This is a genomic window from Methylobacterium persicinum (assembly GCF_022179525.1).
GTDB lineage: Bacteria > Pseudomonadota > Alphaproteobacteria > Rhizobiales > Beijerinckiaceae > Methylobacterium > Methylobacterium persicinum.
Genome location: NZ_BPQX01000018.1, coordinates 1 through 14,588 on the forward strand (window position 1 = coordinate 1; position 14,588 = coordinate 14,588).

The 14,588-nt window shown below is 65.5% G+C and carries 12 protein-coding genes, 1 tRNA gene and 2 pseudogenes; 9 read left to right on the forward strand and 6 right to left on the reverse strand.

From position 1 onward, the window contains the following. Together MFF22_RS07405 and MFF22_RS07410 are read left to right on the forward strand one after the other, a co-directional pair. Positions 1-248 (forward strand): annotated as a pseudogene (locus MFF22_RS07405) (hypothetical protein); the annotation flags it as partial. A 228-nt stretch (positions 249-476) separates the two neighbouring features. Continuing rightward, the gene (locus MFF22_RS07410) at positions 477-773 is read left to right on the forward strand and encodes a hypothetical protein (protein ID WP_238248323.1); all 297 of its coding nucleotides are present in this window, start codon (positions 477-479) and stop codon (positions 771-773) included. A 273-nt stretch (positions 774-1,046) separates the two neighbouring features. On the opposite strand, the gene MFF22_RS07415 is transcribed toward MFF22_RS07410, so the two are convergent. Together MFF22_RS07415 and MFF22_RS07420 are read right to left on the reverse strand one after the other, a co-directional pair. After that, on the reverse strand, positions 1,047-1,460 hold the full coding sequence (locus MFF22_RS07415) for a DUF1236 domain-containing protein (protein WP_238248324.1): 414 nt from the start codon (positions 1,458-1,460) through the stop codon (positions 1,047-1,049). Between the two features lie 61 nt (positions 1,461-1,521). Then, positions 1,522-2,790 (reverse strand): alpha/beta hydrolase, encoded by a 1,269-nt coding sequence (locus MFF22_RS07420; protein WP_238248325.1) that lies wholly within the window; start codon positions 2,788-2,790, stop codon positions 1,522-1,524. A gap of 131 nt (positions 2,791-2,921) precedes the next feature. Between MFF22_RS07420 and MFF22_RS07425 the strand changes: the two are divergent. The 6 genes and pseudogenes from MFF22_RS07425 to MFF22_RS07450 all read left to right on the forward strand — a co-directional run. After that, a pseudogene (locus MFF22_RS07425) lies at positions 2,922-3,758 on the forward strand (methyl-accepting chemotaxis protein); the annotation flags it as partial. A gap of 340 nt (positions 3,759-4,098) precedes the next feature. Then, positions 4,099-4,908 carry an EAL domain-containing protein gene (locus tag MFF22_RS07430; protein WP_238248326.1) on the forward strand — a complete coding sequence of 270 codons (810 nt, stop codon included), beginning with the start codon at positions 4,099-4,101 and terminating at the stop codon, positions 4,906-4,908. Between the two features lie 43 nt (positions 4,909-4,951). Beyond that, positions 4,952-5,308: a hypothetical protein gene (locus tag MFF22_RS07435; RefSeq protein ID WP_238248327.1), complete on the forward strand. Its 357-nt coding sequence runs from the start codon at positions 4,952-4,954 to the stop codon at positions 5,306-5,308. Positions 5,309-5,322: 14 nt separating this feature from the next. Beyond that, positions 5,323-6,606 carry a sensor domain-containing diguanylate cyclase gene (locus tag MFF22_RS07440; protein WP_238248328.1) on the forward strand — a complete coding sequence of 428 codons (1,284 nt, stop codon included), beginning with the start codon at positions 5,323-5,325 and terminating at the stop codon, positions 6,604-6,606. Then, positions 6,603-7,832, forward strand: a complete 1,230-nt coding sequence (locus MFF22_RS07445; protein ID WP_238248329.1) for an AMP-binding protein — start codon at positions 6,603-6,605, stop codon at positions 7,830-7,832. Before MFF22_RS07440 ends, MFF22_RS07445 begins: the two co-directional genes overlap by 4 nt. Positions 7,833-8,117: 285 nt before the next feature. Further along, positions 8,118-9,944, forward strand: coding sequence for a cation:proton antiporter (locus tag MFF22_RS07450; protein ID WP_238248330.1), 1,827 nt, complete (start codon positions 8,118-8,120; stop codon positions 9,942-9,944). A gap of 511 nt (positions 9,945-10,455) precedes the next feature. Here the strand turns inward: MFF22_RS07450 and MFF22_RS07455 are convergent. Further along, complete coding sequence (locus tag MFF22_RS07455; RefSeq protein WP_238248331.1) at positions 10,456-10,902, reverse strand: DMT family transporter; 447 nt, start codon at positions 10,900-10,902, stop codon at positions 10,456-10,458. A gap of 116 nt (positions 10,903-11,018) precedes the next feature. On the opposite strand from MFF22_RS07455, the gene MFF22_RS07460 reads away from it, so the two are divergent. Next, positions 11,019-11,918, forward strand: a complete 900-nt coding sequence (locus MFF22_RS07460; protein WP_238248492.1) for a LysR family transcriptional regulator — start codon at positions 11,019-11,021, stop codon at positions 11,916-11,918. A gap of 393 nt (positions 11,919-12,311) precedes the next feature. Here the strand turns inward: MFF22_RS07460 and MFF22_RS07465 are convergent. From MFF22_RS07465 to lysA, 3 genes are all read right to left on the reverse strand, one after another. Beyond that, positions 12,312-12,403 (reverse strand) — tRNA-Ser (locus MFF22_RS07465). Positions 12,404-12,415: 12 nt separating this feature from the next. Further along, entirely contained in the window at positions 12,416-13,222 is an 807-nt protein-coding gene (locus MFF22_RS07470; RefSeq protein WP_238248493.1) for a glycosyltransferase family 2 protein, read from the reverse strand. Between the two features lie 73 nt (positions 13,223-13,295). Further along, entirely contained in the window at positions 13,296-14,564 is a 1,269-nt protein-coding gene (lysA, locus tag MFF22_RS07475; RefSeq protein ID WP_238248332.1) for a diaminopimelate decarboxylase, read from the reverse strand. Positions 14,565-14,588: the final 24 nt, after the last annotated feature.

Below are 14,588 nucleotides of genomic sequence, written 5' to 3' on the forward strand. Positions count from 1 at the left end.
AAAGCCAGCCGGTCAGGTCAGGGATCAACGGCGGCTGGAACTCGACCTGCACCGGTGACAGCAGCGGCGTATGGATCGGAGGCATCGCAAACAACACGTCCGCCGGAAATGGGTCGAACGTGCTGGTCGCCGGCTCAAGCGAGACAACCACAACCGGGGCGTCATCGACACTGACCGTGAACGGCGACGGCAACTCAAGCAGTGCCGGCTACGGCTCTCAGAATGGGGTCAATGGCAATTACAACTAGACCAATTCGGGAGACGCGACAGGCGCCAACATTTATGGGACAGGAGATAATACAAACGTTGGGAATAGTTCGAGCGTCAATGTGTGGGGGTCTGGCGACAGCACTGGAGCCGGCGCGAATTCATACGTTGCCGTTGTCGGCAACAATGATCAGACCAGCTCCGGAATGGGATCGAACTTCATAGTTTGTGGCTCGAGCAATAGTTCGAATGTCGGTGGATGGTCGAATGTGGTGATCAACGGCAATGGCAATTCCACCGGGATCGGCGATGGCGCTGGGACCACGATCAACGGAAACGGGAACGTGACTTATACGGGCAACGCCACATGGACGAACATCAACGGCTGGAACAACGAAACTCACGCTGGTGATGGCTCTACGGAGATAATCAATGGCGCCTACGATTATTCCACCGCAGGATCAAACTCTGCTCTCGTAGTCAACGGTTACGGCAACGTTGGTTTGGCTGGCCCAGGATCGTGGGCCGCGGATCACGGCGGCAACGACTACGTTAGGACGGCTTGATCAGTGGCATGCGAACCTCACTCGACATCATGTTGAGTGAAGTTCGCGGGACATTACTGCTCTCGAACGCCAAGTCTCAGACTTGAAATGTACGCGAATGATTGTTCTCAAGTTGCTGGGCTGACCGTCGGGACGTAATCCGCCATACCGTGCCCGGGCGACAACCGGGCGCGGCCACTCGGCAACCTGCCGCCGAGGCGACCGAGTCTGCGCGAGGCCCACGCTGTGATGAAGCGGCTTCGCCGGCAGGTCACGGCCAGGGGCGAACCCTTGCTAGTCGATGACCTCGACCACGCGGCGCGTGCGCGGCTCGACCAGCACCGGGTGGTCGTTGACCACCGTGTAGTTGTAGCTCGGCAGGGCGAACTCGGGAGGTACGTCATAATAGACGACGCCGTCCTCGGGCAGGATGGTGCCGACCGTCACGCGGCCCGGATAGGCGAAGGACGGGCGGCGCTCGCCCGTGGCGTAGATGCGGAAGCGTTCGCGCCGGTCGATGCCGAGGATGCCGTTGGCCGTTCCCACCGCCGCCCCCACCGCACCGCCCACGACGGCTCCCAGGGGGCCGGCGATCATCTCACCCCGGGTTGCCCCATCCCGTGCCCCGCGTTCGAGCCCCTGGGCGTGCACGGTTCCCGTCCAGGCCGCCGTCGCCGCCACCGCGGCCAACCCGATCTTCCAAGCCATCTTCCATCCCCCCAAGAGTGCCGGCGATTCCGGCCTCGTCGTCATTGGTCGGCGCGATGGGTCAGCGACCCCCGGTCATGGCCCGCACCGGTGCGCCGGCCAAGTCGACCGTGGAGCCGACCGTGTCCCGAAGCCCCGAGCCGACATGGGACAGGTGCTCGCCATAGGTCTCGCGGGTCTGCGGATCGACGAGGGCCACCGGGGCCGCCACCGCCAAAGCCGCACCGGTCGCCACCGTGGAGGCGGCGCCGGCCGCCGTGCTCACCAATCTGTCGCCGATGCCGACCTGTCCATCCGAGATCGGCTGGCCGTCTGCGAGGCGTTTGCCCAACAGGGCAACCACGTCCCCGGAGGCGAACTTGCCGTGATTGAGCGGATCGTCTCCCTTCACCGCCGAAAGGTTCAGGACGCCGATCTTCTGACGCTCCAGCTCGGAGCGGTACGGCTCGACCGCAGGGTCGATGGCCCCGAGCCGCACGCTGTCGCCCCAGACGAGCCGGGAGACCGCGAGGGCCTGGTCGTCGCCGGACACCATCAGGGTCAGGCGAGGCCGGTTCGGGCCCATATCGTGAAATGCCTCGCGGGCGAGGTCCATGTCGACGTCCGGCGCGGCGAGGATGACGTTGCGGATCTTAGGGGCGACGCGCCGGTCGCGGATGGCCATCTGGCGCAGGCTCTCCAGGGTCAGCCAGTTGCCCATGGAATGGGCCAGGACGGTGACCTCGCCGACATTAGGGTCGCGGGCGAGGTCCCTCAGCAAGGTTTCGAGGCCGTTGCGGGAGAAGTTGGTGCTTTCCCGGTCGTAGCCGTAGGCCAGGACCGAGCCCTTGGACGGCCACGTGAACAGCACCGGAGCCACCTCTGCGCCGGAATCGTGCACGATCTGCGCGAACCGGAAGACGGCATCCTCGAACTTGTTGTTGAAGCCGTGAACGAACACCAGCACGTGACGCTTGGTCCCGCGCCGAACGGCCCGACCGGTCCAGGCGGGGACATGGGCACGCTCGACCGGCTCGACCCGGAGCGCGACGAAATCGGTCGCGGGATTTCCCGGGAGTGTCTTGGGCCATTGGACGGAACCAGCCTGGCGGGTGCCGTCGGGCGGGATGGACACTGTGAGGTCGGTGTAGGTGACGGCCTCGCCGCGCTCACCGGAGAAGAGCACGCCGCGGTCGGTCGCGGACTTGCGCGTGGTCGCGACCAGCATGTCGACCCGCGACGTGCCAGGGACGGTCTCGACGGCGGCGACGGGAAGCAGCACGCCAGTCGGGCGGCCGGCACAACCGGCGAGGAGCACGAGGGTCGCGGCGGCGAACCCTCGCGTGGCCACGCCTGTCCCCTTGAGCGTCCCGAACACCGGCATCCCCGCGACAATCCTTGATGAGGCTAGGCGGGATATTGGTTTATCAATTCCTACCCGGGTCCGGATGCCACACGATTGCGGCACCCGCGGGACCCGCCATACGGCAGATGGCCGACGGCTTCGAGGCGGCAGTGGGCGGGATCATCGGCTTGGTCTCGTCCTCGGCCACCGAGTTGCAGACCACGGCCGGTACCATGAGCGGCACAGCCGCCGAAACGGCCGCCCAGTCCACGGCCGTCGCGGCGGCCGCCGAGGAAGCCGGTAGCAACGTCGCCACGGTCGCGGCGGCGGCGGAGGAACTGGGCTCGTCGGTCCAGGAGATCGGGCGTCAGGTGGACGGGTCCGCGAGCATCGCACGGGAGGCAGTGGTCGCGGCCGACCAGACGGGTGCGCTGGTGCAGGATCTGAGTGGTGCGGTGGAGCGCATCGGCGATGTGGTCGGCCTCATCTCCTCCATCGCCGGCCAGACGAACCTGCTCGCGTTGAACGCCACGATCGAGGCGGCGCGGGCCGGTGAGGCCGGCAAGGGCTTCGCCGTGGTGGCTGCCGAGGTGAAGGAACTCGCGAGCCAGCCGGCGCGGGCGACGCATGAGATTGCCGGCCAGATCAGCCGGATCCAGAACTCGACCGGGCAGGCCGTGGCCGCAATCGGCGGTATCACCCAGCGGATCCGCGACATCAGCGCCACCGCGAGGTCGATTGCCGCAGCGGTGGAGCAAAAAGGCGCAGCGACGTAGGAAATCGTTCGGAACGTGTCTCAGGCGGCTGCAGGCACGGTGGAGGTCACCGGCAACATCTCCGGTGTCGCCCAGGCGGCAAAAGAGACCGGGGCCGCTGCCACGCATGTGCTCGGCGCAGCCACGGAACTCTCGCGGCAGTCCGAGCACCTGACGGCCGAAATGGCACGCTTCCTGTCCACCATTCGCGCCGCATAATTGTCGGCGACGCTGAGCTCTGCATCTCTCATTTCGCAATAAAGCTTCCGCCTCTCGGTACGATCGACCGAGAAGCGGACAAGTCGAGAACCGCCCATCCGAGACACTTTGCCCGCCCGGCGCCGCTCGTGTTGTTCCGTCGCAAGGTGGCGCTCCGCGTGAGAGCGATACCATCGGAATAGCAGATAAGCCTTAAGGAATATTAACTGAACGGGCGAAGGCTTGCGAGCGCTTTGAGCGAGCCGTATTTCGCATTTTGTTACTGATTGGAAATTGACGACAGCGAAACTGTCAAGCTGATAATGTGGTCTGATTAAAGCGGTCACGAGAAGCTCGAGTGATGAAAATGGGATGCCAGGGTTGCCAGGCCGCCGAGCCGCTGCCCTTCGAGTTCACGATGGCGTTCCACCCCATCCTCGACCTCCAGCGCAATCGCGTATGGGGCTATGAGGCGCTGGTCAGAGGCCTTTCAGGTCAAGGCGCCGGTCAGATCCTCGGGATGGTCGATGCGGCAAACCGGTACAAGTTCGACCAAGCCTGTCGCGTGAAGGCGATCGAACTCGCCAGCTCGTTGTTCGTCGAACCCGATACCCATCTGTCCATCAATTTCATGCCCAACGCCGTCTACGAACCAGCCGCTTGCATCCGGGCGACGCTGGAGGCCGCGCGCCGCGTCGGCTTCGCCCATCAGTTGATCATGTTCGAGTTCACCGAGAACGAGCGCATGATCGATGTCATCCATGTCCAGCGCATCATCACCGAGTATCGGAAACAGGGCTTCGCCACCGCCCTCGACGACTTCGGCGCAGGCTACGCCGGCCTTAACCTGCTCGCGAGCTTCCAGCCCGATTTCATCAAAATCGACATGGAGCTGATCCGCGGCATCGCAGCGTCGCATGCCCGCCAGGCCATCATTGCGGGTGTGGTCGCGATCGCATGTCAGTTGGGCATCGCGGTGATCGCCGAGGGCGTAGAAACGGAAGCCGAGCTGGACACTCTGCGTGCCGCCGGCATTCACCTGTTCCAGGGCTACCTCTTTGCGAAACCTTCCGTCGCGAGCCTGCCGGCGGCGTGGTTCCCACCGCTCGGCTCGGTCGGAGTCGGCAGTGAGACTGGCGTCGATGCCGGGCGTGGCATGCGCGCAGCCTGAGTATTCTTGCTGAGTATTCTTGGACCGACATGCGAGGCCTGCCGTGCTCTCTTTCGAAACCATCTCCCTCGACACACTGCTCACCCTGGAGGCGGATCACCTCGACGCCCTACCGTTCGGAGTGGTGGGCTTCTCACCCCAGGGCCTTGTCGAGATCTACAACGCCACAGAGTCGCAGCTGGCTGGTCTCCAGCGCGAGACCGTGCTCGGCACGCATTACTTCTCTGTGACCGCGCAATGCATGAATAACTTCATGGTGGCGCAGCGCTTCGAGGACGAAGCGGAGATCGACGCCATCATCGACTATGTCCTCACCTTGCGCATGCGTCCTACGCCGGTGCGGCTGAGACTACTCAAGGCGCCGGAGATCGATCGCCGTTACATCCTGATCCAGCGCTGAGGGAGGCCGCCGTGATGACCGATCTCGAAGCCGAGCATGCGGCCCTGCTACAGTTCCTCTACGCCTGCCCCGCCGGCCTCGTCGAGTTCTCGGCCGCTGGGGCCATCGGCATGGTCAACCCGGCCGCGATGGGCGTTTTGCTGCCGATCGCGGGCCGTCCGTTCATCATCAACCTGTTCGACGTCATGGACGGCTGCGCGCCCGAGTTGCGCAACATGATCCAGCAATTTCATCTACCCCAAGGTACAGTTTGTGACGGCCACCGCATCGTGACCGGACGCGGTGAACGGTCGCCCGTCCTGGCCTGCAACATCGTGAAGCTCACCGAGAATCGCTACATCGCGACCCTTTCCGATGTGACCGCGCAGGTCGCCCGCGAGCGGCGGCTGAAGCAGGCCGAAATTTGGTTCGCCTCCCTGCTCGACGGCGTCGATGATGTCGCGGTGCTCTCCCTCGACGCGAACGGATGCATCGACGCCGTCACCCCGTCGGCGATGCGTCAAACGGGCTTCTCGGAGGCTGAGCTGCTCGGCAGACCCTTCGAATGGTTCGACCGTCCGGACCGCGCTTCAGCGATGCCGCTCCCTGGGGAGGCCATCGCGGTGGCGCGGCGGGACGGCTGGTACCTCCACGAGGGTTGGCACGCTCTCGCCGATGGCGGGCGCTACTGGTGCCAACGCCTGATCGCCGTGCGCGATGAGGCCGCCGGGATTGCTGCGGGATATACCCTCGTCATCCGTGCGGTGGCCCGCCAAGGGCGTGACACGGCCGATTTGCGGAGGATGCTGACACTCGACCACCTGACGGGGGCTAGCAACCGTGCGCATTTCTTCGAGACAGCGGAACGCCAACTCGTCCGAACGCTCCGGGATGGTGGATCGTTGGCCCTTGTGGTCCTCGATGTCGATCACTTCAAGCGCGTGAACGACGAGCACGGGCACGCTGCCGGTGATATGGTGCTGCGCGAAGTCGCCCGACGCTGCGAGGCGGAACTGCGTCCTGAAGACATCTTCGCGCGCTTGGGAGGGGAGGAGTTCGTCGTGCTCCTCCCGGGCACCGCGCTGATGGAGGCCTCCGCTGTCGCCGAACGCCTGCGCCTTTCGCTCGCGCGCGAACCAATCGATGCGGGTGGGGTCGAGCTATGCATCACCGCGAGCTTTGGCTGCTCTTCGCTGGTTAGGGAACCCGCCGCATCCTTGGCTGGCCTGCTCGCAGCCGCGGACAGCGCACTCTACCGGGCCAAGGGCGCGGGCCGTGACCGAGTCGAACTGGCCCACGCAAATCAGGCCGCGGCTTGAACGCCGATCATCCGGTGATGTTGTCGCGACGTTCGCTCGCGACGGTTCTGCAAAGCCTGCTTACCGCCGAACTCCGTGCGGCGCGGGGCCAAGGCAATCCTGACGCGCGTCTGCCGGCGCACCTGCCGACGACATGGCCGGACATGACGCAAATCGTGTCCGGGTCGGGAGAGGGGTTGGGGTGCGACTCTCTGGAGCGACTGTGGCTGGCCTCCGCGGTCAACGAGATGTTCCACCTCCACGAGGCGGGCGGTGAGGACGGGTTGCTCGCGGACGCCACGTTCGGAGACTGGATCGAGCGCGTCGAGGCAGCCTGGCGCGCGGGTGTCGCTTCGGTGACCTTCACGAGCTCGGGGACCAGCGGACAGCCCAAGCGCTATGCGCACACAGCCAATGCCCTGCACACGGAAGCCACGTTCCTAGCAGAGCACTTCCGGGACAGGCGGCGGATCGTGTCCCTCCTTCCGGCTCACCACGCCTACGGCTTTTTATTTGCGGCCCTCCTGCCCGACGCACTCGGCGTCGCGCATGTCGACGCGACGAAGCTCGGCCCTTCTGAGATCGTTCGCAGCCTCGCGCCGGGGGATCTCGTCGTCACGTTTCCCGACCGCTGGCGCTGGCTCGCGCGCTCGCTGCCGGGCTGGCCGGATGACGTCGCGGGCGTGGTCTCCACCGCCCCATGTCCACGCGACCTCATCGCGGCCCTCTGCGAGCGCGGTCTCTCAGGGATGACGGAGGTCTACGGCTCGTCGGAGACGGCCGGCGTGGCCACGCGCTGCTGGCCGGAGATTTCGTACATCCTCATGCCGCACTGGCGTTTCGTCGAGCCTGTTAGTGAGGATGCTCCGGAGATCGTCCATGTGTCCGGACGGCGCCTCGTTTTGCCGGATCGCATCCGGCTGCAAAGCGCGAACAGGTTTCAGCTGGCAGGCCGCCGGGACGGTGCCGTACAGGTCGGTGGCACGAACGTTTACCCGGACCGAGTTGCGGCGCGCCTTCGTGATCGGCCGGGTGTTGATGACGCGGCAGTGCGTCTGATGCGCCCAGAGGAGGGCTCCCGTCTCAAGGCCTTCATCGTACCCGTGATCGGGACTGATGTGACCGCGTTGCAAACTGATCTCTACGGTTGGATCGATAGCGCGTTGTCGGTCGCGGAGCGGCCGACGGCGCTCACATTTGGATCCAAACTGCCGACAGGTATCATGGGTAAAAGCGCCGACTGGTAAGGCGCAGACAGCTGTCATAACCGGCGTTGTGCGAAATCCTTAAGTGGAACGCCGCCGGGAATGCCCTCTTTTGTTTCGGCGCCTTGGGTTGAGATATGTCCATTTAAAGCGTTGACCTGCCAAGCATGCCTTTGATCAGACAGATGGGTGCCTCGTTGTGGATCCTATCGAGTCCCGTTCGTTAGAGGGCATGAGATCCGACACTTAAGACGAGGGAGGGGGGTGATCCTTCCGCCGGTGAAGCGTTTGACGGTCGCGACGACAGGCTTATCCGGAGGGGGATGGATGGAACACGGTTTGGCGACGGCCGTCCTCTGCATCGCGGGCGGCGGAATCACTGCCCAGGTGATCGCTGCGCGCCTACGCATCCCCGCCATCGTGCTGCTGCTCGCGCTCGGGTTCCTAGTCGGCCCCGTGCTCGGCTTGATGCACCCGACACGTGACTTCGGGGAAAGCCTGCGTCCGTTGATTGGGTTGGCGGTGGCCATCGTAGTGTTCGAGGGTGGTCTCGCCCTCGACTTCCGCGAACTCAGGGCCACTGGCGAGGGCGTTCTCCGGCTCACTGCCTTCGCATTGCCGGTCAACTTCCTCTTGGGTACCCTGGCCGCTCATTTTATAGGCGGAATGCTGTGGGGACCCGCGTGGGTGTTCGGCGCCATCCTGGTCGTGACCGGCCCGACCGTGATCCTCCCGCTCCTGCGCCACGCCCGCCTGGAGCGGCGGTCTGCTGCCTTTCTCAAGTGGGAGGCCATCGTCAACGATCCAGTCGGGGCCATCCTCACGGCGGTCGTCATCGAGATCCTGGTGGGCGTGCCGCACGGTGCCGGCGAGACCCAAGCGGTCGCGCTGGCGCTCCACCTCGTCGAAGGCGTGCTGGTGGCGGGCGGACTCGGTGTTGGCTTTGCCCTCTTAGTGGCCTGGGCGTTCCGGCGCGATTTCGTTCCCGAAACGCTCAAGACGCCAGTGCTGCTTGCGCTCGCCCTCGTCGCCTACGTCGTCCCGAACCTGCTGATGCATGAGGCCGGGCTGATTGGCGCGACCGTGTTTGGCATCGCACTCGCCAACCGACATGTGCCCGGCTTGGGGGAGTTGCGGCGGTTCAAGGAGGCGCTCGTCGTCCTGCTGGTGTCGTGCCTGTTCATCGTGCTCACCGCCGACCTCGACCTCGGCGTGCTCAACATGCTGTCCATGCCTATCCTCGGTCTCACGGCCGCCATCCTGTTCGCGGTTCGACCGGCCGCCATCTGGCTAGCGACATTGGGCAGCGACTTATCGCGGCCGGAGCGGCTGTTCGTGGGCTGGATCGGTCCGCGCGGGATCGTCGCGGCCGCGGTCGCCGGTCTGGCCGGACCCCGTCTCACCGAGGCAGGCTACGCTGGCGGCGAACTGATCCAGCCTACCGTGTTTGCGGTCATCGTGGCGACTGTCATCCTCCACGGCTTTTCACTGCGCCCGCTGGCCCGGAAACTGGGCCTCTCCGCCGCGGCCGAGACCCAACGGCTTGCCGTGGTGGGAGCTTCCGCATGGGCGAGCGATATGGTCGTCTCATTACACCGCGCGGGCGTGCCGGTGGTGCTGATCGACACCTACCCCGGCGCGCTCCATGGGGCTCGGGCGGCGGGGGTACCGACCCTACAGGCTGAGCTCCTCTCCCGGCATGCCGAGGAAGGTTTGGCCGACCATCCCCCCGACCACCTGCTGGCCGCGACCCGAGACGGGCTCTACAACGCACTTGTTTGTACTCGGTTGGGACCTGAGCTCGGCCGCGAGCGCGTCTATCAACTCGCACCGTCGGCGGATCATCTTTTGCATGAAGATACTGGCGTCAGCCGGGATACTCGCGGCAAGGTGGTGGGTACCGGTAAGATCGATTTCGATGCGCTGGCCGGTCGACACGAAGCTGGTTGGCGATTCGAAGTCGTTCCTGCGAATACAGCGGTGCAGACCGATGCGATTGGCCTACTGATCATCAAGACCGATGGCGCTGTCGAATTCCTCTCGGTCGACAACGAGCGTTCCGCCCCCGAAGAGGGGGATCGCCTCCTCGCCCTGGCTGCGCCGAAGGTTTTCCGCTGCGATAAGATGGATGAACCGTCGCCGGCGCACGCCTGACGAACCGGGACGGAAACCGCCGGCAAGCTGAACGGTTAGGCTCCTCGGTTGAAAAGCTATTCTGCCGGCGCGCTTAGCTTCCTTCCAAGCCGCCTAATTCCGGACCCATAACGATAGCGCGTTCCGGCGAGAAACGATTCTCAGCTCCTGTTGGACGAGCCCATGGATTTTTCCGGCACACAGACGCGTTCTCGGCGAATATTGCCTCGTACCCACACCCGCCCACGGATAAGCGACGGCAAGGCGCGGATAAACGACCAGCGTGCTATCGAAGTGAACGTCGCTTAACGCTCGACGTTGAGCACTGACACAGCCCGGACAAATGGCGGCGGATCGACAAGTCGCCAACATCGAGAATCCGTCAAGCATCTCGAAGCAGAAATTTCGCAAGGGACTCAACTCAGCCGCGCGAACAGGCGTGGCATCCTCCCCGAAGCAGTCCTCCGTTCGCCGCCCGAAAACGTCGGCTCGCGGTATAAGTTCGCTATTGGCGAACGAATGAGATCAGCGCTTAGCGCCGGATCATGACGACGCCACCGATCAGCATGGCAACGCCGACCAGGCGGGTGAGGTCGACCGGCCTCTGCGCAAGACCCAGCCATCCGAACTGGTCGAAGGCGACCGACCCGAGCATCTGGCCGGCGACGAGCAGGGCGATGAAGGTCGCAGCCCCGAGTTGCGGGACGAGGAAGATCGCGAGCCCGATGAAGATCGCGCCGAACATGCCGCCGCCCCAAACCCACCACGGGATGCGGCTGGCGACCGCGACGGACGGGACCGGGTCGCGCACGATGACGGCCAGTACGACCATGCACGCCACACCGACGGCGTAGCTCATGAAGCCTGACCACGCGGCCGAGTTGAGGGCCGCACGCAAGTTCGCGTTCATCACCTGCTGCACGACGATGCTGACACCGGCCACGACCGCGAGGGCTGATGAGAGAAGCACGTTAATCATCGCCCGTTGGTCCTGTCCGGCGGCATTGCGTCCGAGGTTCGGCGCCCCCGCATTGACAACCATTGTTGTCATATGCCGTCAAATGCCCAATACCCTTCTATCCATGCGCCGAAGGCATCATGAACCCCGGTCATCTCGACCTTTTCCGCGCGGTTCTAAGGCATGGCGGAATGACCAAGGCCGCGGCCGCGCTCGGCATTGGTCAGCCGTACGTGAGCAGGGCGATTGCGCAGCTTGAGTCCGAACTTGGCTTTGCGCTGTTCATTCGCGGACACGGCAGCGCGACGCCGACCGTCGAGGGCGAGGCGTTCGCCCGCGAGGTCGAGCGGACCTATGCCGGGCTCGACCACCTGCGCGCCGCCGCACGTCAGATCAGGGAACTGGGGACGGGGCCGCTGAAGGTCGCGTGTCAGCCGTCGCTCGCCTCGCGCCTGCTGCCGCGTGCAATCCGGCGTCTCGGCGTAGAATACCCGGGGGCACGCGTGGCGCTCCATGTACCCTCGCCGGACGCGATCTGGTCATGGACGGCGTCCGGCCAGTGCGACCTTGGGATCGGGCGACCGCGCTCCGGCTATGTGGGCGTCAACAGCGAGCCGTTTATGACGGTTCGAGCGGTCTGCGCACTGCCAATCGGACACCCGTTGGCGGAGGCCGCCGTCGTGACCGTGCAGGATCTCATGAGCGAGACCCTGATCGCGGGGGCTCCCGGCGTTTTCCAGCAATCGGTCGAGGCGGCATTCGCCGCGGCGGCAGCGGAGCCGAGGTTCCTTCACATGGCTCAGTACACGGCCGCGCGATGCGGCTTGGTGGCGGAAGGGGCCGGCTTAGCCCTCGTAGACCCCATCCCGGCGCGCGAACTCGCCCACCTTCCCATCGTGCTGCGCCCGTTTCGTCCCAGCCTGCCCATCGAGACGGTGATGATCCATCCGGTTGGTCGACCCTTGGGGCGACTGGCGGGACGGCTCATCAGCATCCTGAAGGACGAGCGGAAGGACATTCTGGCTGAGCAGGGATGATGATCCGGCGTGACGCTCGTCCGGCGCGATCCGCATTCCTGGGTTCGGCTTAGTTATGAGGTTTCGCTACCTAGGATATAGGTGGTGAAAGCCCAAGTGGATTGATTAGACCTCGTCTGCTGCGCTCGCGATTCAACCAAGAGCGGAACGGCCGAAATTCACCCCATGCAGTCGCAGTCCTTTGGCGCCATGCGCCGGTAACGGACCTTCGGGTGAACCACCTGAATGGGGGCGGATCTGCGCATCTCGAACAGGCTGTGCCAAAGTGATCGCCCGCTCACGCACTGCGTGTCCTAAGCGATCTCCTCGTGACCGCTATGCCGAAGAATATGGTGCCGTATCAGGGGCTTCGGCGCCGGGCAAAGCCGTCCATGTCCCCACGTGTCAGGGGAGTGGCGGAGACGGAGGGATTCGAACCCTCGATACCCGATTAAGGGTATGCTCATTTAGCAAACGAGTGCCTTCAGCCTCTCGGCCACGTCTCCGGCAGACCGGCTCTAGGACGTCCGGCCGGAGCGGTCAAGACGATCCCGGTGGGTCGCGAGGCGGCGGCGCTCGTAATGCTTGGCGATCCGCAGGTGGCGCGAGATCGCATAGTTCATCGCCGTCAGGAAACCGTAGGTCCCCCGGGCGAAGTGGCGGCGGCCGAAATAGGCCTTCAGGAAGTTCCCCGGCAACTCCACGAACACCCGCCAGGTTGGGATCACCACGCCCCGCGCCGCCAGATCGTCCGCCTGCTGGTCGGAGTAGCGGTTGAGCTTGTCGAGCTGGTCCCCTAGGGAGCGGACCGAGAAATGGTGGATCTTGCTCCGCAACTTGCCTGCCGTCGCGCCAGCCTCCAGGTCCACCCGGTCGAAGACCGGCGAGGTCGAGTAGCGGCCCCGGTCCTTCCGGTACAGGCGGACGGGGTAGAGCGTGTAGGCGAAGGGGTGCGGCCGTGTCTCGCCGGGGAAGATCTCCGCGATCCCGATCCGCCAGGCCGGATGGGCCGGTTCGCCCGCGGCGAACAGGGCGCGGATCTCGGCCGCGAGGCGGTCCGGCACCACTTCGTCCGCGTCGAGGTTCAGAAGCCACGTGTGCCGACACTGCTCTTCGGCGAACCGCTTCTGCGGGCCGTAGCCCGGCCACGCGTTGTGAATCACCCGCGCGCCGAGGGAGGCCGCCAGGGCCTGCGTGCCGTCCTTGGAACCCGAATCCACGACGATTAGGTCGTCGGTCAGGTCTCGCACGGCCCCGATCGTCGCGCCGATGCGGTCCGCCTCGTTCCGGGCGATGATGAAGACAGAAAGCGCAAGCACGCCGATTACGATTTCCCGTTGCAGGCCGAGCCCTTAACGGCCGTGCCTGGGGTCGGCAAGTCGCCCCGGCCGCCGCCCGTCAGGACAGCCAGCCCGGCATCCGGTCGAGGCCGATCAGTGCCTCGACACCCTGGCGCGGGCGGACCACCGCCGCCTCGGCGCCGCGGACCAGCACCTCCGGAACCAGGGGCCGCGTGTTGTAGGTGCCCGCCTGCACGGCTCCGTAGGCGCCGGCGCTCATCACGGCGATGAGGTCTCCGGGGGCGGGCTCGGGCATCTCCCGCCCCTTGGCGAGGTAATCCCCGCTCTCGCAGACCGGGCCGACCACGTCGGCTACGAGCCGCGGGGCATCCGCATCCGGCTCCGCCACCGGGCGCAGGGCGTGGAAGGCGTCGTAGAGGGTCGGCCGAATCAGGTCGTTCATGGCCGCATCCACGATCACGAAGGTCCGGCCCTCGCCGCGCTTCACGTAGAGCACCTTCGTCACGAGGATCCCGGCATTGCCGGCGATCATCCGCCCGATCTCGAAGACCGGCCGCAGGCCGAGCGGGGCGAAATGCGGGCGCAGGGTGGCGGCCAGGGCGGCCGGGTCGGGGGGAGGGGCGTTGTCGTCCCGGTAGGGAATGCCGAGGCCGCCGCCGAAATCGATGTGCTTCAGGGCGTGCCCCTGCGCCATCAGGTCCCGGGCGAGGCCGCAGAGGCGGGCGGCGGCATCGGAGAAGGGCGTCAGGTCCGTGATCTGGCTGCCGATATGCATGTCGATCCCGTGGACCGCGAGACCCGGCAGGGCGGCGGCGCGGGCATAGACCTCCCGGGCGCGGGTGATCGGGATGCCGAACTTGTTCTCGTAGGTACCCGTCGAGATCTTGGCATGGGTCAGGGCATCGACGTCGGGGTTTACCCGGACCGAAACCGGCGCCCGCAGGCCCATCCCGGAGGCGACGGCGGAGAGCTGGTCCAGCTCCGGCTCGCTCTCGACGTTGAAGCACAGGATGCCGGCCCGGAGCGCCGCCTCCATCTCCTCCCGGGTCTTGCCGACGCCGGAGAAGACGATTCTCTGCGGGTCGATCCCCGCCGCGAGCGCCCGGGCCAGTTCCCCGCCGGAGACGATGTCCATCCCCGCGCCGAGACGGCCGAGGGTCGCCAGCACCGCCTGGTTGGAATTCGCCTTCATAGCGTAGCAGACGAGGGCCCCGTCGGCGGCGAAGGCGTCGGCGAAGACGCGGTAATGCCGCTCCAGGGTCGCGGTGCTGTAGCAATAGAACGGCGTGCCGACCTCGGCCGCCAGCCGCGCGAGATCGACCTCCTCCGCATGGAGGCGGCCGCCCTGGTAGTGGAAGTGGTGCATCGCGCCTGTCGCCGTCGCTGCGTG

Excerpts from the sequence above, each read along its gene's own strand:
- MFF22_RS07415 (WP_238248324.1), bottom strand. The coding sequence starts at position 1,460 with ATGGCTTGGAAGATCGGGTTGGCCGCGGTGGCGGCGACGGCGGCCTGG.
- MFF22_RS07430 (WP_238248326.1), top strand. The coding sequence starts at position 4,099 with ATGAAAATGGGATGCCAGGGTTGCCAGGCCGCCGAGCCGCTGCCCTTC.
- MFF22_RS07440 (WP_238248328.1), top strand. The coding sequence starts at position 5,323 with ATGACCGATCTCGAAGCCGAGCATGCGGCCCTGCTACAGTTCCTCTAC.
- MFF22_RS07450 (WP_238248330.1), top strand. The coding sequence starts at position 8,118 with ATGGAACACGGTTTGGCGACGGCCGTCCTCTGCATCGCGGGCGGCGGA.
- MFF22_RS07455 (WP_238248331.1), bottom strand. The coding sequence starts at position 10,902 with ATGATTAACGTGCTTCTCTCATCAGCCCTCGCGGTCGTGGCCGGTGTC.
- lysA (WP_238248332.1), bottom strand. The coding sequence starts at position 14,564 with ATGCACCACTTCCACTACCAGGGCGGCCGCCTCCATGCGGAGGAGGTC.